Source organism: Paraburkholderia sediminicola (assembly GCF_046026895.1).
GTDB lineage: Bacteria > Pseudomonadota > Gammaproteobacteria > Burkholderiales > Burkholderiaceae > Paraburkholderia > Paraburkholderia sediminicola_C.
Genome location: NZ_JAQQEU010000049.1, coordinates 37,162 through 53,873, shown reverse-complemented (window position 1 = coordinate 53,873; position 16,712 = coordinate 37,162). Strand labels below are relative to the sequence as shown.

Below are 16,712 nucleotides of genomic sequence, written 5' to 3'. Positions count from 1 at the left end.
GGGGGCCGCCCCCTATGAAAAAAATGTGGCGCCGGGGGGGGCGGGGGGGGGGGCCCCCCGCGCCACCGCCAGACCATACAGCGGCGCGATGCAGTAAGGGAGGGTCGCAGCGCGTGCTATCCGTCGCGATACGCCTGCTCCAGCTGCGCGACATCGAGCTTGACCATTTTCATCATCGCCTGCATCACGCGACTCGCTTTCGCGCGGTCCTGATCGCGCAGCATCTCGCCGAGCGCGTCGGGCACGATCTGCCACGACACGCCGAAGCGGTCCTGCAACCAGCCGCATTGCCACGGCGAGCCGCCGCCGTCGATCAGCTTCGACCAGTAGCGGTCGATCTCCTCCTGCGAGCCGCAGTGCACGAACAGCGAGATCGCCGGCGTGAAGGGAAATTGCGGGCCGCCGTTCAAGGCCATGAACTCCTGGCCTTCGATCTCGAACGTGACAGCCAGTACGCCGCCTGCCGGTCCGGGGCCGGCGTCCGTGTAATGCAGCGTGGTCGCGATGCGCGAATCCGCAAACACCGACGTATAGAAGCGGGCCGCTTCTTCCGCATTGCCGTCGAACCACAGGCACGGCGCGATCCTTTGCATGATGGCTCTGCTCCTGCAAGGCGGGCGGGCCTCGCCGTTATTCTCCGTTGCTGGCTATTCGCACTTCATCGTGGCCATCGCCTGCTGGATTTCCTCCGTGCTCAGATCGCGCTTGTGCGTGGCGAGCGACCAGTGATGGCCGAACGGGTCCTTCACCTGGCCGTAGCGGTCGCCCCAGAACATATCGGAGACGGGCAGCAGGACGGTCGCGCCGGCATCGACGGCCTGTTTGAAACTGGCGTCCACGTCCGCTACGTAGTGGTGAATCGTGACCGGCGTGCCCTTTAGCGTATTCGGACCGAACGCCTGATGGTCGGGCCATTCGTCGGTCAGCATCAGCATGGAATCGCCGATCTTCAGGCAGGCGTGCATCACCTTGCCGCCCGGCCCGGGCAGGCGGTACTGCTCGACGGCGTTGAAGGCCTTCGTGTAGAACGCGATGGCCTCCGCGGCGTTGGCGCAGATCAGATACGGAGTGAGCGAGTGCATCCCGTCGGGGATCGGTTTGACGGCGGCGCTAGTCATGTCGGTGACTCCTTGAAGTAACAGGTTCGTGACTTGAAAGACCGGCTGCGTGAGCCAGGCGTTCAACATTACGACGAGTCCGTTACCGTTGGATCGACACTCCCGAAAAAATATTTTTGGAGGGAGTTGCGGAAGTACTGGGGGGCATGAGGGCGTGGCGCGGAACTGCGGGGGGCGAGCGTGTGTGCGCGGAGGGGCAAAAGCGCGAAGTGCACAACGCGAAGTGCGAAGTGTGGGTACAGAGTGCGAAGGGCGAAGGGCGAAGGGCGAGCGGCGATGCGGACGCGAAAACAGCCGCCGCCGCATCCGCCAGCCCCCAGCCCGCTTCAACCCGCCGGGTTGTCCTCGTCCGGCGGCGCGGACGGCGGCGCCGACACCCCGTCCGGCGCGCCCAGAATGCTGATCTGGAACGTCCGAGTAGCCGCCAGCGATTGCAGCGACGCGTCCTCGGGAATGTGCTCGTACAGCGGCAAGATCACCGAGCCGCCGATCACCGCGCGACGGCTGTCGTCGGCGGGCCGCAGGCCCCACACGTCCTGATAGACGACGGGGACCGCGACGCCGTCGCGGGTCGTGTTGCCGATGTACAGCATCACATGGCCGCCGATGTAGATCAGCGTGCGCAGCGGTTCGCCATGCCGCGCGAGATAGTCGAGCCGCTGCGCGGGCGTGGATGTGGACAGGTCGATCAGGCGCCCGGCGCTCATCTGCGTCGACGAATGACGCGGCAGCCACACGCCGAACACCGCGAAAATGCTTTGCAGCTCCGACGAGCAGTCGTTGTAGAGCCCGCTATTGCCCCAGCCATAGGGGCGGCCGATCAGCGCTTTCATCAGCATCGCCAGATGGCGCGGCGTGGCGGCGAGCGGCATCGGCGCGATCTGCGTGTCGCTCAGCGTGGCGGTGCGGATGAGCGCGCGGCCGTCGGGATCGCGGGCGGGGACGAGAACCGTGCGCAGCGCGCGGGTGTCGTCCACGGTGCCCGGCGTGTTTGTGACGGCGACGCCAGCCGATGCCGCTTGCCGCGCGCCGTTTGTCCCTGCGACGGACTGCTGCGGCAACGCGGATGGCGACGCAGGCAACAGCGGCAGCATCGTGCCCACCGGCGCGTCGAAGCGGAACGCGCCACTGCTGTCGCGCACCGGCACCGAGGCCACCGTCACGGCGCCCAGCGATTTGCCAGCAGCCGCGCGCCATGCGTCGACGAAGCGGTCGTCGGCCAGCGCGACGCCATCGCTGCGCACCCAGCCCTGGACGTCGGGCGTCTGCACGTATTGCCATGCGCCGTCGTCGCTGCCGCCGAGCACATACAACGGCGTGCCCGGACGCACGGCCGAGATTTGCAGGTTATCGAACGGATAGCCTTCGCCCGCCAGATGATGGTCGTAGAACGATGGGTCGGTGGTCGGCAGTTCGCGCACCATCAGGTTGCCGGTGGCGATCGCGCGGCGTTCAGGCCGATAGACCGGCGTCCGCGTAAACTGCTCGACGTTCATGTTGCGCGCGATCGCGTCGATCCATGCCTTGTCGTGCGGGCGGAAATTCTCGCCGTAGCCGAGCGCCGCGCCTTGCTTGCCGGTGTTGTCGAACCTGTCGATGCGGCGCTGCTGCAACGCGGCGATATCCGCGCCTTGCTCACGATAAACACGCTGCGTCACGTAGGCGGAATTCCACGGCGACGGCGCTTTTGCGCCGGTGCCGAAGTAGCGCGCGAAGAGCGCGTCGAAGTGTTCACGCTGTTCCTCGGGACTGAGGAACGGCTGGTCGTAAGCGGGGCTGCCGGGTTGGAGCCAGTGATCGACGTTCTGGTCGTAATGTTCGAGCGGGAATAGCGTGACGGTATCGATGAACGCGTGCGCTTGTCTACGCACATCGCGCGCCGGCGGCGGGCCGCTGCAGGCGGCGAGGATTGCCGCGGCGGCGCACAGCGCGGCGGCGCGGCGGGCGCCCGGCCATGAAACGGCAAGGCGGCGGAACAGGACGGCGACAGACATAGAGTTCGGCAGAGTGGTCCAAGGGCACGATGATACGGCGTCCGTGAGCCGTGCGACGCGTCCGGCTGTGTTGTGCCGGCGCCGCATTATGCACGCCGATACACAGCGCTTACATGTTCTCATGCCGGTTCGGATCGTTCATCCCACGCACTGCAAGCGCGTGCGATTGCAACCGGTGGGCGTTTCGATACACTGGTCCGTCACCCCAAACCTCGCTTCGCAACCTTCATGCGCGGCGTCCCAACCAGCAAGGAGCACGACATGCAAACCAGCGCACGCAATCAATTCGCCGGCGAAGTGGCAGACGTCAAACACGGCGCAGTGAACGACGAAGTCACGCTGCGCACCCAGGACGGCCTCGAGATCGTCGCGGTCATCACGCACGGCAGCGCGACATCGCTGGGTCTTGCTGCCGGCAAGAAAGCGTTTGCGCTGGTCAAGGCGTCGTCGGTGATCGTGATGGTCGATGTCGCGCAGAGCCAGGTGTCGGCGCGCAACTGCATCGCCGGTACCGTGTCGGCGGTGACGAAGGGCGCGGTGAATTCGGAAGTGATCATCGGCGCTGGCGGCGCGCAGGTCGCGGCGATCATCACCAATGAGAGCGTCGATCGCCTCGGCCTCGCGAGCGGCAAGGCGGCAACGGCGATCTTCAAGGCGTCGAGCGTGATCATCGGCGTCGATCAGTAACAGAGGGACTGTCCGGTCCGCTGGCTTCAGCCGCGCCGATGGGTCTTCAGCGTGGCTGAAGCCAGCCGGCGCGAAGGGGCAGGCCTGCGCGACCGCGGCCGCGCGCCGTGAAGGAAGCGGGCACTTGCTTTACACTGCACGCCTTGCTGTTCCTCTTTCCGCTCACTTCACGGACGCTGTCATGTTCGAAGTCTCCTCTGCCTCGCAACTGCCCAAAGCCGCGCATTACGAAGAACTGGTCGCCCAGGCGCGCTCGCTCCTCGCCGGCGAAACCGACTGGATCGCCAACGCAGCGAATTTTTCCGCTTTCGTGTTTCATTCGCTGAGCGATCTCAACTGGGCCGGCTTCTACTTTCACGACGGCCGCGAACTGGTCGTCGGACCGTTCCAGGGCAAGCCCGCGTGTGTGCGCATCCCGCTCGGCAAAGGTGTATGCGGGACGGCCGCACAGACCCGGCAGACGCAGGTCGTGCGCGACGTGCATGAGTTCCTCGGTCATATTGCGTGCGATTCGGCGTCCCAATCGGAAATCGTCGTGCCGCTCGTCGCGCCGGACGGCACGCTGATCGGCGTGTGGGATGTCGACAGCCCGGTCGTCGCGCGCTTCGATGCGCAAGACGCGAAGGGGATGGAGGCGTTGTGCGCGGTGTTCATCGAAGCGGCGTTGCCGAGCGGTGCGGTACCTGCGGCTTGACCTTCAGTCGCCGCAGCGCGTCGCCGCGATGAACGGCATGCTTGCCGCTTTTCTCGGACTCCACCTCGTAACGCGACTCGGATTTCGACGCATCGACGGTTCTACGGTCCACGGTCGTATGCGTCGAAATGACACCCACGACCTTACCTTGCGTGACGCCTTGCGGCGTGTTCCAACTGACGCGGTCGTGCGGTTGAAATGCGCAGTCATCTGGTACTCCCTATTCGTCGCGCAAGCGGGGTGTTGCGGGTGCAAGGGAAAGCAAGCCATGTGCCTTCGCATAGAACATGGGGACAGGAACGCATCCTGCTGACTCGCGTCGGGAGAACCCATCCCGCAACGAAACCGAGTCACGATGAACGATCGCCTTTCCCGACTATTGCATCTGCAACCGTCACTGCTCGTCACGCTCACCCATGACGCGCTTCATATCGCGCTAGCCGTATTGATCCTCGTGGTCGGCTGGTGGTTGTCGAATCGTGTCGGCGCGATGTTCGCCAAAACGCTGGCCCGCACGCATGCGGACCCGACGCTCGCGTCGATGCTCGCCGCCATGGGCACGTGGGCGGTGCGCGTGCTCGTCTTCATCGCGGGGCTCGGCGAGGTCGGCATTGCGACCGCCAGTGTGCTCGCGGTGCTTGGCGCTGCCGGCCTCGCGATCGGGCTCGCGTTGCAAGGCACTTTGCAGAATATCGCGGCCGGCATGATGCTATTGCTGCTGCGGCCGTTTCGGCCGTAAAGTCAGACGGGACCGGCTGAACTCAACCGACGCCGGCGAGACAAAGCCCGCCGGGTAGTCGACATCCGTCGCTCAATCCATCCGCGGATGAGCGAGAAAGAATCGCAGCATCTCCGCCGTCGCATCGGGGCCCGCCGGGTCGGTGTACGAGCCGCGCTGACTGCCGCCGGCCCACGCGTGGCCCGCGCCGTGGATCAACCAGTGCTCCGCTTCGACGCCATTGGCCGCGACGCGCCGTTGCAGCGTAGCGCCGCGTCCGTTGCTCGACGCGTGAGCCGCCGTGGCCGGCACGCTGACGGTCGTAGTGCCGGCATCGAAGGACGCGACGAGGCCGGTCGCATTCGACGGATGGACCGTCTTGTCCGCATCGCCATGGAACACGATCAGCGGACGTTGCGGCGCGGCGCGCGCGGGCTTGCGCTGCGGCTTGCCGCCCTTCATCGCGGCGAGGGCCGAGGGCAGGTCCTTCGCGCATCCGTGCGCGAGGCCCGAATGCACGCAAGCGGCCGCGTACAGCTCGGGCGACGTGTTCAGCATCACATCCGCCATCGCGCCGCCCGCCGACAGGCCGGCCACGTAGACGCGCGCGGCATCGATGCGATAGTGCGTCATCACCTCCCGCGTGATGCCCGCAATCATCGACGGTTCGCCAAGGCCGCGCTGCTGATCGCCTGGCTTGAACCAGTTCCAGCATTTCGAATGATTGGCCGTTTGCGGCTGATTCGGGTACACGACGATGAAGCCGTGACGCTCGGCCATCTCGTTCATGCGCGTGCCGGCCGCGAAGTCGTCGGCGTTTTGCGTGCAGCCGTGCAACATCACGATCAGCGGCAACGGCTCGTTGTTGTAAACCGCCGGCACGTATAGCTTGTATTGACGCTGGCCCGCACTGTTGCTGAAGGTGTGCGTGCTGAAGGCGCCGGGTGTCGCGGCGTCGAAGGTGTGTGGGGCAGGGGTGTGCGGCTTCGGGCGCGCGGGGGTCTGCGTTTGTGCGTATGCCTGCGCCTGTGCCTCAGCCTCCGCTTGAACCCGGGACCATGCTTGCGTCCAATTGCTGCCCGCGCGCGGAGTATGCGGCGTGCGCGCATGGCCCGCTTCTGCGTTGACCCCAGCGAGCGCGCGTTGAACCGCGGCGGTCGCTTCGGTGGGGCCCTTCGTGTGCAGCAGATCGAAGGCGTCTTTCATCGACCTCAGAAAATCTTCGTTCATGTTCATGATGGTTTGCGGTGAGTTGCCTGGCGGCATGTGTGGGCGGGTGACGAGCCGCAGGCCGCGTCACGCGATGAGTCGAACGAAACGGCTAGCTGATGCGTCCCGCGAGCGCCGCCTTGACCGCGGGCGAGGCGTGAAACGCGCCGAGCACCACGACCGATGCAATGGTCGCCGCCGCGAGTTCCGGCGGCACGTCGGCGGCGATGCTGGCGAGGCCGAGGACGTGGATGTCGAGTTGTTCGTGCGCGGCTTGGGCGGCTTCGAGATCTTGTCGGGAGAAGTGCTGCAAGCCGAGCACCATCGCGCGGCGTGTCACCGTTTCCGTGACCACCTGCGCGTGCACTGCGAGCTGGTTGCGAATCGCCGTGCGAATCATGTCGGTGCGGTTCGAGTAAAAGCCTTCTTCGACCAGCAGGTCGATCTGGCCGAGGTCGACCGGACCGAGGTTGATAGTGATTTTTTCGGTGTCACCCCCTTTGGGGCGGGAACTGTCGATGAGGCTGAGTTTGGGCATTTGCACTCCGAGAGGGCATCCGGGGAACATCCCATTAACATCCAGTGGGATGGTTAAGCTTTTTACGCGCGTTGGGCAGTGGAGTCAATTGAGAAATTGAGGGTCGGGAGGGGCGTGTGGGGAGTGCCGCAGCTTCGGGCGCCGATATCGCACAACGCCGCGAGCGACCGATTGGCGCGGCGGCGGGCAAACCGACTGCTCCGTTGCGGCGCAGTCGGCATATTCAGGCGAGGTTGGCTTTAATGGACAGCCATCGCGGAACGGGTCAAGCAGTGAGGTTAGTTCCTCAAGGATCAGTCCGGCGATTCCGCATCATCTGACAGAAGGTCTGATAGATCCACTGGTCCCATACGACCGTGAAGAGCGTGACCGGGAGCGATTCTGGGGCTCCCTGCATTTTACTGTCTGCTCAATTTTCCAATTGCACTAACGTCGTTGCTGCCTCGTCAGATCCTCTGGCGTCGCAGTGTGGGAGTATCGTATGTAATCCTCAAGGAAACCTTTCAGGCCTGCCAGTTGTGAGCTCTCACGTGCCATGGCAGTCGGACTGATCGAGTCAACCAGTTTCCTGCCAGCTGCTGCGCCCGCCGCACCTGCAGGAAACCGCGACCGATATTCACTGCGCGAGTAAAGCGTACAGCGCTGACCCGCTCCTGCTGCAAGATCAAACGGCATTGAACCTCTAGCGGTCCGTCGTTGTAACGGCTTAAACCTGGCAGATCGCCGGGAGGCCATGCTTTTGGGATACCCACACGCCAACGAAAAAGCCGACCCTCGCAGGTCGGCTTTTTTCGCTTTTCGCTTTCCGATCAACTCGAAACAAGCGTCAATCAAGCTACATCAAAACAATATCGTACTGCTCCTGACTCAAATTCGACTCCACCTGCAACGACACCGGCTTGCCAATAAAATCAATCAGCATCGCCAGATGCTGCGACTCTTCCTCGAGGAACAGATCGATGACCTGCTGCGACGCCACCACGCGAAACTCGCGCGGATTGAACTGCCGCGACTCGCGCAGAATTTCCCGCAGCACGTCATAGCAAACCGTACGCGGCGTCTTCACTTGCCCCTTGCCCTGGCAAACCGGGCACGGTTCGCACAGCACATGCGCCAACGACTCGCGCGTGCGCTTGCGCGTCATCTCCACCAGCCCGAGCTGCGAGAATCCATTCACGGTTACGCGCGTTCGATCGCGCGACAATGCCTTCTTCAACTCGCCGAGCACCTGGTCGCGATGCTCGGTGTTTTCCATATCGATGAAGTCGATGATGATCACGCCGCCCAGATTGCGCAGCCGCAATTGCCGGGCAATCGTATGCGCGGCTTCGAGGTTGGTCTTGAAGATCGTATCGTCGAAGTTGCGCGCGCCGACATAACCGCCTGTGTTCACGTCGATCGTGGTCATCGCTTCGGTCTGGTCGATCACCAGATAGCCGCCCGACTTCAGGTCCACTCGCCGCGACAACGCGCGTTGAATCTCGCTTTCGATGTTGTACAGATCGAACAACGGCCGCTCGCCGGTGTAGTGATGCAGCTTCGACGACACCGCCGGCGTGAACTCCGCCGCGAAGTCGGCAAGCATCTGATAGGTCTCGCGCGAGTCGACCTGAATGCGCGACGTTTCATCGTTGACGAAGTCGCGCAGCACGCGTTGCGCGAGATTCAGGTCCTGATAGAGCAGGCTGGTGGGCGGCATGCGCTGGCCTTGCGACAGAATCGTCGCCCACGTCTTGCGCAGATACGCGACGTCGCCCGCCAGCTCTTCGCTGGTCGCATCTTCGGCGATCGTGCGCACGATGTAGCCGCCTTTTTCATCGGCGGGCAGCACGGCGGTCAGACGCGCGCGCACCGCTTCGCGCTCGGCCTCGCTCTCGATCTTCTGCGAGATGCCGATGTGCGGTTCCTGCGGCAGATACACGAGCGTGCGCCCGGCAATGCTCACTTGCGTGGACAGCCGCGCGCCCTTGGTGCCGATCGGATCCTTGACGACCTGCACCATCAGCGTCTGACCTTCGAAGACGATCTTTTCGATGGGCTGATGCGGCGTCTGATGTTGCGGCTCGCCGGCAATGCGCGGGTGCCAGATATCGGCTACGTGAAGGAACGCGGCGCGTTCGAGACCGATGTCGATGAAAGCGGATTGCATGCCCGGCAACACACGCACGACCTTGCCGAGATAAACATTCCCGACGCGCCCGCGCGACAGCGTTCGTTCGACGTGAAGTTCCTGGACGGCGCCCTGCTGGACGAGCGCGACGCGCGTTTCCTGCGGCGTGACATTGATCAGGATTTCTTCATTCATGATGTTATTTTAGAAGTCGATGCGCGCTGCACGCAGGAGGGCAGCGGTTTCAAAAAGTGGCAAACCCATGATACCTGAATAGGACCCGTCGATATGTTCGATAAACTCCGCGGCGCGGCCCTGCACGCCATATGCGCCCGCCTTGCCGAGCGGCTCGCCGCTCGCCGCATAACGGCGGATCGCATCTGCGTGCAGCGCAGCAAAACGCACCTTCGACACCGATAGCGCGGCGGGCAGCAGCGCGCCGTCGGCATCGATCACGGCGATGGCCGTCAGCACTTCGTGAGCGCGGCCCGCGAGGCGCGTGAGCATCGCGACGGCGTCGTCGGCATGGACGGGCTTGCCGAGAATCGCGTCGTCGATCGTGACGGTTGTATCCGCAACGAGGATCGGCCGCGCCGCATGACCGCCGGCCACGAGCCGGGCGCGCGCGGCATGCGCCTTGGCGATGCAAACGCGCTGCACGTAATCGCGCGCGTGTTCGCCGGGCAATTCGGCTTCGAGCGCTTCGGCATCTTCGTCGGGGCGCGGCAGCAGCAGTTCGAAACGCACGCCGAGCTGTTGCAGCAACTCCTGGCGACGCGGGCTTTGCGAAGCGAGGTAGACGAACGGATGCAGCGAAGCGGCGAGCGTGGGCATGAACGGGTCTCGGTGAAGCGGATTGCAGGAACGTGAATCCAGGAACGTGACACGGGCGCGCCGATCGGGTGTCGATCGAACGCGTCGCACACGTGCGTTAATCAGGCGCGTTGAAAATGGGATCGATGCAAAAAGGTCGACGTAAAAGTCGACCGGCATCGGCACCGGCGGCAAGACCGGAAACGCGCGGCAAGACGTGCAACAAAAAAGCTCGCGACCGGTCAGCCGCCTCGTCTGCTCACGCGCGGTGATAGGGGTGATTTTGCGTGATGGTCCACGCGCGGTAAAGCTGTTCGGCAAGCAGCACGCGAACCATCGCGTGCGGCAAGGTCAGGCTCGACACGCGCAACAGCATGTCGGCGCGCGCTTTCAGATCGGGATCGAGCCCATCGGCGCCGCCGATCAGAAAGGCCACGTCGCGGCCGTCCTGCTGCCAGCCGGGCAGCGCGCCGGCCAGCTGCATCGTGGTCCAGTCCTTGCCGCGTTCGTCGAGCGCGACGATGCGCGCATGCTTCGGCAACGCGGCTTCGATCTTCTGCCGCTCGGCGGCCATCACGCTTTCCGCCGGACGGCCGGAAGAACGCTGCTCGGGTTTGATCTCGCGCAGCTCGATGCGCAGCTCGGGCGGCATGCGCTTCGCGTATTCGTCGAAGCCGGTGGCGATCCAGTCCGGCATCTTGTGGCCGACGGCGAGGATGTGCAGTTTCATGACGAAGGTGATCGCGGATGCAGTGGCGGACTTCTACGCTATGCCGGCCAAAGCCCGCTTACTTGCGGCGGGCGGCCGTCTTGCGCGCCGGCTTCTTCACAGCCGCCGCTTCTTCGTCTTCGTCCTCGTCTTCAGACTCGCTGGCGCGCGCGCCGCCGAACGGATCAGGCGTGGACAGCTTGATGCGCACCGGCTTCTCACCCCAGATCTCCTCCAGGTTGTAGTACTGGCGCAGCGCCGGTTGCAGGATGTGGACGATCGCGTCGCCGCAATCGACCAGCACCCATTCGCCGATGTCCTCGCCTTCGGTGCTGACGATCTCGCCGCCAGCTTCCTTCACGCCTTCGCGCACGCTCGACGCGAGCGCCTTGGTTTGCCGGTTCGAGGTGCCGCTCGCGACGATCACGCGATCGAACAACGCGGTCAGGTGGCTGGTGTTGAACACCTTGATGTCTTGCGCCTTGACGTCTTCGAGAGCGTCGACGATCACGCGTTGTAGTTTGCGAATATCCATGGGGTTACCGGTGGTACAGATGATGTTGAAGAATATAGTCCCACACCGCAGTGGGGACATGGCTCGCGGCCTCGTCCTGCTGTTCGCCGCCGGTGAGGGCAAGCCGTTGACGCACGTGCTCGCGCAGATGCGCGCGAATGTCGGTGGCCGAAACGTTGAACGCAAGCGTCGTATCGATCAGCAAGTGGCCGCAGGGCGTGGCTTGCAGAACGTCGGCGCGGGCACGGCGCGCGTCGATTTCCTGTGCGACCGCCGGCGGAATCGACGCGAGGTCGAAGCCGGGCCGGGTGGCCGCGCAAATATGTGCGAAGTCGAACAGGCGCCGCCAGTCGCGCCATGTGTCGAGATGCACCAGTTGATCCGCGCCGATCAAAAGCGCGATCGATGCGTCCTCACCTTCGCGAGCACGCCAGTGTTGCAGCGTGTCGATCGTATAGGTGGGGCCGGCGTGATCGATTTCGTCGGTCGCGACGCGCACCGTCACGCCTGGCAGTGTGAGCGTGCTGGCCGCCGCGCGCGTCATCGCGAGCCGGTGCGCGGCCGGCGACACGTCCGCTTTCTGCCACGGCTGGCCCGCCGGCAGCAGCACCAGCTCAGTGAGCCGCAGCACGTCGGCGAAACGCCGCGCGAGCGCGAGGTGGCCGTCGTGGATCGGATCGAAAGTGCCGCCGAGCAGGCCGATCCGGCGAGGCAGGGCGACAAGGTGAGCGTTCGGCTTCAGGTGAAGGTCCTCAGTCGTAGCCACGTGATGGGCGCGTGCAGTGTGGCGCGGGCGAAATGCGCGTCACACCCACTCGCGCGGCACGAGAAAATCGCTGTAAAGACGCGCTTCCGGCGTGCCCGGTTCGGGATGCCAGTCGTAGCGCCAGTTCACCACGGGCGGCATCGATAGCAGGATCGATTCGGTGCGTCCGCCGCTCTGCAGTCCAAACAGTGTGCCACGGTCGAATACCAGATTGAACTCGACATAGCGGCCGCGCCGGTACGCCTGGAAGTCGCGCTCGGCTTCGCCGTACGGAATGTTGCGGCGCTTTTCGATGATCGGCAGGTACGCTTCGAGGAATGCGTCGCCGACGCTCCTGAGCATCGCGAACGATTGATCGAAGCCCGGCGCGCAGAAATCGTCGAAGAAAATCCCGCCGATGCCACGCGGTTCGTTGCGGTGCTTGAGGAAGAAATACTCGTCGCACCAGCGCTTGAAGCTCGGGTAGAGGTCCGCGCCATAAGGCTGCAGCGCGTCGCGGCAGGTGCGATGGAAATGCCGCGCGTCTTCCTCGTAGCCGTAATACGGCGTCAGATCCATGCCGCCCCCGAACCAGAACACCGGCTCTTCGCCCGGCTTGGTCGCGATCAGCAGACGCACGTTCATATGCACGGTCGGACAGTGCGGATTGTGCGGATGCAGCACGAGCGACACGCCCATCGCTTCGAAACCGCGCCCGGCTAGCTGCGGACGTGCCGCGCTCGCCGATCCGGGCAGCGCGTCGCCCGCGACATCCGAGAAGCCGATGCCGGCCCGCTCGAAAAACTTGCCGCCTTCGAGAATCCGCGTGCAACCGCCGCCGCGCAGCTTCTCGCCCGGCGCTCGCTGCCACGTGTCGGTCGCGAACGGCGTGCCGTCGAACGCGCCGAGCGTGTCCGCGATTTGCGTTTGCAGGCCTTGCAGCCAGCTGCGCACGGCTTGTGCGTCGTAGCTCGAATCGGTCATGAATGCGGATGCTGAGGGCGGCACGCTCGTCGTGCCGCGGGTTCTTCGTGAAGGTCACCGGCCGGGCCCTCGTCAGGGAGAAGCCTGGCAAGGCGCGGCCGTGCGATGTTTCGGATCGGGCGCCGGGCTCTCGCCCGCGCCGGCCCACCTGCTGCCGTGGACGCTGAAACTTACAGTGTAGCGCCCGCAGTGTAGCGCCGTGGGCGCCGCACGCGGGCGAGCAGGGTGGTGGCTGATTACTTGCCTTCGGTGCGGGCGTCGTGCTTGCGGTTCAACGCACGGTAGCCGATGTCGCGGCGATACTGCATGCCGTCGAACGAGATCTGGTTGATCGTTCCGTACGCGACCGATTGCGCGGTGCGCACCGAATCCGCCAGGCCGACCACGCACAGCACGCGGCCGCCCGAGGTGGTCAGCTTGCCGTCGGCAAGCGTGGTGCTGGCGTGGAACGTGACCGAATCCGCGGTTTCAGCGGGGATGTCGTTGATGCGGTCGCCCTTTCTCGGCGTGTCCGGATAGTTGTGCGCGGCGATCACCACGCCCAGCGCGGTGCGGCGGTCCCATTCCAGTTCGACCGTATCGAGCGTGCCGGCAATCGCCTGCTCGACCACCTTCGAATAGTCGCCCTTCAGACGCGCCATGATCGGCTGCGTTTCGGGGTCGCCCATGCGGCAGTTGAATTCGAGCGTTTTCGGGTTGCCTTGGGCGTCGATCATCAGACCGGCATACAGGAAGCCGGTATAGCGGATGCCTTCCTTCTCCATGCCGCGCACGGTCGGCAGGATGATTTCGCGCATCACGCGGGCATGCAATTGCGGCGTGACGATCGGCGCGGGCGAATACGCGCCCATGCCGCCGGTGTTCGGGCCCTGGTCGCCGTCGAGCAGACGCTTGTGGTCCTGGCTCGACGCGAGCGGCAACACATGCTTGCCGTCGACCATCACGATGAAGCTCGCTTCTTCGCCGGCGAGGAATTCCTCGATCACGACGCGCGCGCCGGCGTCGCCGAGCTTGTTGTCAGACAGCATCATGTCGACCGCGGCGTGCGCTTCTTCCAGCGTTTGCGCGACCACCACACCCTTGCCGGCGGCAAGGCCGTCGGCCTTGATGACGATCGGCGCACCCTTCGCGTCCAGATAGGCATGCGCGGCGGCGACGTCGGCGAAGGTTTCGTATTCGGCGGTCGGGATCGCGTGGCGCTTCATGAACGCCTTCGCGAAGTCCTTCGAGCTTTCGAGCTGGGCGGCTTCTTTGGTCGGCCCGAAAATCTTCAGGCCGCGCGAGCGGAACAGATTGACGATGCCCGCCGCGAGCGGCGCTTCCGGCCCGACCAGCGTGAAGGCGATCTGTTCCTGCTCGACGAAATCGGCGAGCGCGGCCGGCTCGGTGATGTCGATGTTGCGCAGACGCTCGTCCTGCGCGGTGCCGCCGTTGCCCGGCGCGACGTAGACGAGCTGAACCCGCGGCGATTGCGCGAGCTTCCATGCGAGTGCATGTTCGCGACCGCCGGAACCGACGACGAGTAACTTCATGTGAATCCCCGAGACTTAAAAACCATAAACGGCTGAAGCAGCAAGCTCAGCCGTGCAATAAACAGCGAGATTCGCGCCGGGCATGTTGGCGCCAGCGAAGCTGGCAAGCCGAACGCGCGTGAACCCGAGTGACGGTGGCGTGACGGTGCGCAAACGCGCACCGAAGTCCAGACGCCCGCTTCGCGATGACACAACGACACAGCGACACAGCGACACAACGACGCGAGGGCCAGCCGGCAGCGCGGTGCGGTTCAATGGGAACTCGCGCGCCGCGCGTGGCCGGTGCACGCTCATTCGTCGGCGATCGCGGCGTTTGTATAGACTTCCTGCACGTCGTCCAGATTTTCCAGCGCGTCGAGCAGTTTCTGCATTTTCACGGCGTCGTCGCCGGTGAACTCGACTTCCGTCTGAGGTTTCATCGTCACCTCGGCCACTTCGGCCTTGAAGCCCGCGGCTTCGAGCGCGGCCTTCACCTTCGGGAAATCGTTCGGCGGGCACAGCACTTCGATGCTGCCGTCTTCGTTCGTGACGACGTCGTCGGCGCCGGCTTCGAGCGCGGCTTCCATCAGCTTGTCTTCTGGCGTGCCGGGCGCGAACAGGAACTGGCCGACGTGATCGAACATGAACGACACCGAGCCGTCCGTGCCCATGTTGCCGCCGTTCTTCGAGAACGCGTGACGCACTTCCGCGACCGTGCGGGTGCGGTTGTCGGTCATCGTGTCCACGATCACCGCCGCGCCGCCGATGCCGTAGCCTTCGTAGCGGATTTCTTCGTAGCTCGCGCCGTCCACACCGCCCACGCCGCGCTGGATCGCGCGGTTGACGTTGTCTTTCGGCATGTTGGCGTCGTACGCCTTTTCGACGGCGAGCCGCAAACGCGGGTTCGAGTCGATGTCGCCGCCGCCCATGCGCGCCGCGACCTGAATTTCCTTGATGAGCCGCGTCCAGACCTTGCCGCGCTTGGCATCGGCCGCTGCTTTCTTATGCTTGATGTTGGCCCATTTCGAATGACCCGCCATACCTTTCTCCGTCGCGCGCGCCAGCGGGGCGCACGCATAGTGCAATTGTCGTTGCGATGTCGGGCGCTTGCGTTGCGCGCCTCGATGTCAAACCGTGGTGTGAGACCGCCGGCGGCGGCCCGTCCGAACTAGCCGCCGTGTCGACCGGCTTCAGCCTGCTCACGCTGCGCCGGGCCCGGCGCAGCGGGGCCGGAGGTCGGCGACGCGGTGGGGGCGGGGCGGCTGGCATGCGGCAAACCCGGCGCCGGCTCTGCAAGCTTCGCGTACGGGCGCGATGCGCCAGATGGCGGTACAGACGGTGCAGGCATAGACGCGGATAGGGCCGCTTCTGGAGCGGATTCGGATTTTATCACGCCGCCGGGGTGCGGCAGGGGGCGACGTGGCCGGAAACTACGCGCAAAGCGCGCGGACACGGGGGTGAGGCGGCGTTGCGCAGCCGCCCCGGCATTTTTCCAGGCCGTGCTCAGGCGGCTTGCAGCCCGCCCTCAGTTCTTGGTGCCGAACAGCCGGTCGCCGGCGTCGCCCAGACCCGGCACGATATACGCGTGCTCGTTCAGGTGCGAATCGAGCGACGCGACGTACAGCTTCACGTCCGGATGCGCGTCCTGGAACACCTGCACGCCTTCGGGCGCGGCGACCAGCGCGAGGAACATGATGTTCTCGGCGGCGACGTTGCGGCGCTTGAGCACGTCGACCGCATGCACGGCCGAGTAGCCGGTCGCGACCATCGGATCGCACAGGATGAACACGCGGTCCTCCAGATCCGGCAGCCGCACCAGATATTCGACCGGCCGGTGATCTTCGGCCCGGTACACGCCGATGTGGCCCACCCGCGCCGACGGCACCAGCTCCAGCAGGCCGTCCGACATGCCGATCCCGGCGCGCAGCACCGGCACGATCGCGAGCTTCTTGCCGGCGATCACCGGCGCGTCGATCGCGACGAGCGGCGTGGTGATGCGGCGCGTGGTCATCGGCAGGTTGCGGGTGATCTCGTAGCCCATCAGCAGCGTGATTTCGCGCAGCAGTTCGCGGAACGTGCGTGTCGAGGTGTCCCGATCGCGCATGTGCGACAGCTTGTGCTGGATCAGCGGGTGATCGAGGATGAAAAGATTGGGAAAACGGCTGTCCTGGGTCATGGCGGGGGCGCGGAGGGCGCAAGAGGGATCGGTTCGGAATCGTTCGGCGCGCGCCGCCCGGTCCGCAAAGCGGCGGGCCGGCGGACACGCCACGGCGCAAGTTTACCGAAAGAGTGCCGCCCGAAGATACCGGAGATTGCAGCGGGTGGGCGCAGTCCGGCACCGATTCTTCTAGAATCAGGGGGAACTTTC

Annotated in this window: 17 protein-coding genes and 1 pseudogene; 3 read left to right on the top strand and 15 right to left on the bottom strand. The window is 64.8% G+C overall.

The annotated features are described in order from the left end of the window. Nucleotides 1-116: 116 nt before the first annotated feature. From PQR02_RS27590 to PQR02_RS27580, 3 genes are all read right to left on the bottom strand, one after another. Nucleotides 117-593 (bottom strand): VOC family protein, encoded by a 477-nt coding sequence (locus tag PQR02_RS27590; RefSeq protein WP_408238833.1) that lies wholly within the window; start codon nt 591-593, stop codon nt 117-119. Between the two features lie 54 nt (nt 594-647). Further along, nucleotides 648-1,118, bottom strand: coding sequence for a VOC family protein (locus PQR02_RS27585; protein WP_408238830.1), 471 nt, complete (start codon nt 1,116-1,118; stop codon nt 648-650). Between the two features lie 326 nt (nt 1,119-1,444). Next, nucleotides 1,445-3,112 (bottom strand): SH3 domain-containing protein, encoded by a 1,668-nt coding sequence (locus PQR02_RS27580; protein ID WP_408238827.1) that lies wholly within the window; start codon nt 3,110-3,112, stop codon nt 1,445-1,447. Nucleotides 3,113-3,373: 261 nt separating this feature from the next. Here PQR02_RS27580 and PQR02_RS27575 point away from each other — a divergent pair, with 261 nt between their 5' ends. Together PQR02_RS27575 and msrC are read left to right on the top strand one after the other, a co-directional pair. Beyond that, nucleotides 3,374-3,799 (top strand): TOBE domain-containing protein, encoded by a 426-nt coding sequence (locus tag PQR02_RS27575; protein ID WP_408238824.1) that lies wholly within the window; start codon nt 3,374-3,376, stop codon nt 3,797-3,799. Between the two features lie 181 nt (nt 3,800-3,980). Next, a complete protein-coding gene (gene msrC / locus PQR02_RS27570; RefSeq protein ID WP_408238821.1) occupies nt 3,981-4,493 on the top strand; it encodes a free L-methionine (R)-S-oxide reductase MsrC in 513 nt (170 codons plus the stop codon). Here msrC and PQR02_RS27565 read toward each other — a convergent pair. Continuing rightward, nucleotides 4,450-4,668: pseudogene (locus tag PQR02_RS27565) on the bottom strand (hypervirulence associated TUDOR domain-containing protein); the annotation flags it as partial. The gene msrC and the pseudogene PQR02_RS27565 overlap by 44 nt on opposite strands. Nucleotides 4,669-4,848: 180 nt before the next feature. On the opposite strand from PQR02_RS27565, the gene PQR02_RS27560 reads away from it, so the two are divergent. Further along, nucleotides 4,849-5,232: a mechanosensitive ion channel family protein gene (locus PQR02_RS27560; RefSeq protein WP_408238818.1), complete on the top strand. Its 384-nt coding sequence runs from the start codon at nt 4,849-4,851 to the stop codon at nt 5,230-5,232. A 72-nt stretch (nt 5,233-5,304) separates the two neighbouring features. Here PQR02_RS27560 and PQR02_RS27555 read toward each other — a convergent pair whose 3' ends face one another. From PQR02_RS27555 to upp, 11 genes are all read right to left on the bottom strand, one after another. Then, complete coding sequence (locus PQR02_RS27555; protein ID WP_408238815.1) at nt 5,305-6,447, bottom strand: extracellular catalytic domain type 1 short-chain-length polyhydroxyalkanoate depolymerase; 1,143 nt, start codon at nt 6,445-6,447, stop codon at nt 5,305-5,307. An 85-nt stretch (nt 6,448-6,532) separates the two neighbouring features. Continuing rightward, entirely contained in the window at nt 6,533-6,958 is a 426-nt protein-coding gene (locus PQR02_RS27550) for a ribbon-helix-helix domain-containing protein (RefSeq protein ID WP_408238812.1), read from the bottom strand. 835 nt (nt 6,959-7,793) lie between these two features. Then, on the bottom strand, nt 7,794-9,263 hold the full coding sequence (rng, locus tag PQR02_RS27545; protein WP_408238809.1) for a ribonuclease G: 1,470 nt from the start codon (nt 9,261-9,263) through the stop codon (nt 7,794-7,796). A gap of 9 nt (nt 9,264-9,272) precedes the next feature. Beyond that, on the bottom strand, nt 9,273-9,902 hold the full coding sequence (locus tag PQR02_RS27540) for a Maf family protein (protein WP_408238806.1): 630 nt from the start codon (nt 9,900-9,902) through the stop codon (nt 9,273-9,275). A 238-nt stretch (nt 9,903-10,140) separates the two neighbouring features. Next, nucleotides 10,141-10,611: a 23S rRNA (pseudouridine(1915)-N(3))-methyltransferase RlmH gene (gene rlmH, locus PQR02_RS27535; protein ID WP_408238803.1), complete on the bottom strand. Its 471-nt coding sequence runs from the start codon at nt 10,609-10,611 to the stop codon at nt 10,141-10,143. A 58-nt stretch (nt 10,612-10,669) separates the two neighbouring features. Then, nucleotides 10,670-11,125 (bottom strand): ribosome silencing factor, encoded by a 456-nt coding sequence (gene rsfS / locus PQR02_RS27530; RefSeq protein WP_408238800.1) that lies wholly within the window; start codon nt 11,123-11,125, stop codon nt 10,670-10,672. Between the two features lie 4 nt (nt 11,126-11,129). Further along, a complete protein-coding gene (locus PQR02_RS27525) occupies nt 11,130-11,870 on the bottom strand; it encodes a nicotinate-nucleotide adenylyltransferase (RefSeq protein WP_408238797.1) in 741 nt (246 codons plus the stop codon). A gap of 39 nt (nt 11,871-11,909) precedes the next feature. Continuing rightward, nucleotides 11,910-12,833 carry an oxygen-dependent coproporphyrinogen oxidase gene (gene hemF, locus PQR02_RS27520; RefSeq protein WP_408238794.1) on the bottom strand — a complete coding sequence of 308 codons (924 nt, stop codon included), beginning with the start codon at nt 12,831-12,833 and terminating at the stop codon, nt 11,910-11,912. A gap of 236 nt (nt 12,834-13,069) precedes the next feature. After that, nucleotides 13,070-14,365 (bottom strand): phosphoribosylamine--glycine ligase, encoded by a 1,296-nt coding sequence (gene purD / locus PQR02_RS27515; RefSeq protein WP_408238791.1) that lies wholly within the window; start codon nt 14,363-14,365, stop codon nt 13,070-13,072. A 290-nt stretch (nt 14,366-14,655) separates the two neighbouring features. After that, nucleotides 14,656-15,384: a YebC/PmpR family DNA-binding transcriptional regulator gene (locus tag PQR02_RS27510; protein ID WP_408238788.1), complete on the bottom strand. Its 729-nt coding sequence runs from the start codon at nt 15,382-15,384 to the stop codon at nt 14,656-14,658. Between the two features lie 485 nt (nt 15,385-15,869). Next, nucleotides 15,870-16,520, bottom strand: a complete 651-nt coding sequence (gene upp / locus PQR02_RS27505) for a uracil phosphoribosyltransferase (RefSeq protein ID WP_408238785.1) — start codon at nt 16,518-16,520, stop codon at nt 15,870-15,872. Between the last annotated feature and the right edge of the window lie 192 nt (nt 16,521-16,712).

What these genes read in the sequence shown, in the direction of transcription:
- PQR02_RS27550 (WP_408238812.1), bottom strand. Translation starts at nt 6,958, where the DNA reads ATGCCCAAACTCAGCCTCATCGACAGTTCCCGCCCCAAAGGGGGTGAC.
- PQR02_RS27575 (WP_408238824.1), top strand. Translation starts at nt 3,374, where the DNA reads ATGCAAACCAGCGCACGCAATCAATTCGCCGGCGAAGTGGCAGACGTC.
- PQR02_RS27590 (WP_408238833.1), bottom strand. Translation starts at nt 593, where the DNA reads ATGCAAAGGATCGCGCCGTGCCTGTGGTTCGACGGCAATGCGGAAGAA.
- PQR02_RS27580 (WP_408238827.1), bottom strand. Translation starts at nt 3,112, where the DNA reads ATGTCTGTCGCCGTCCTGTTCCGCCGCCTTGCCGTTTCATGGCCGGGC.
- msrC (WP_408238821.1), top strand. Translation starts at nt 3,981, where the DNA reads ATGTTCGAAGTCTCCTCTGCCTCGCAACTGCCCAAAGCCGCGCATTAC.
- rng (WP_408238809.1), bottom strand. Translation starts at nt 9,263, where the DNA reads ATGAATGAAGAAATCCTGATCAATGTCACGCCGCAGGAAACGCGCGTC.
- purD (WP_408238791.1), bottom strand. Translation starts at nt 14,365, where the DNA reads ATGAAGTTACTCGTCGTCGGTTCCGGCGGTCGCGAACATGCACTCGCA.
- upp (WP_408238785.1), bottom strand. Translation starts at nt 16,520, where the DNA reads ATGACCCAGGACAGCCGTTTTCCCAATCTTTTCATCCTCGATCACCCG.
- PQR02_RS27560 (WP_408238818.1), top strand. Translation starts at nt 4,849, where the DNA reads ATGAACGATCGCCTTTCCCGACTATTGCATCTGCAACCGTCACTGCTC.
- hemF (WP_408238794.1), bottom strand. Translation starts at nt 12,833, where the DNA reads ATGACCGATTCGAGCTACGACGCACAAGCCGTGCGCAGCTGGCTGCAA.
- PQR02_RS27510 (WP_408238788.1), bottom strand. Translation starts at nt 15,384, where the DNA reads ATGGCGGGTCATTCGAAATGGGCCAACATCAAGCATAAGAAAGCAGCG.
- rsfS (WP_408238800.1), bottom strand. Translation starts at nt 11,125, where the DNA reads ATGGATATTCGCAAACTACAACGCGTGATCGTCGACGCTCTCGAAGAC.
- PQR02_RS27540 (WP_408238806.1), bottom strand. Translation starts at nt 9,902, where the DNA reads ATGCCCACGCTCGCCGCTTCGCTGCATCCGTTCGTCTACCTCGCTTCG.
- rlmH (WP_408238803.1), bottom strand. Translation starts at nt 10,611, where the DNA reads ATGAAACTGCACATCCTCGCCGTCGGCCACAAGATGCCGGACTGGATC.
- PQR02_RS27555 (WP_408238815.1), bottom strand. Translation starts at nt 6,447, where the DNA reads ATGAACATGAACGAAGATTTTCTGAGGTCGATGAAAGACGCCTTCGAT.
- PQR02_RS27585 (WP_408238830.1), bottom strand. Translation starts at nt 1,118, where the DNA reads ATGACTAGCGCCGCCGTCAAACCGATCCCCGACGGGATGCACTCGCTC.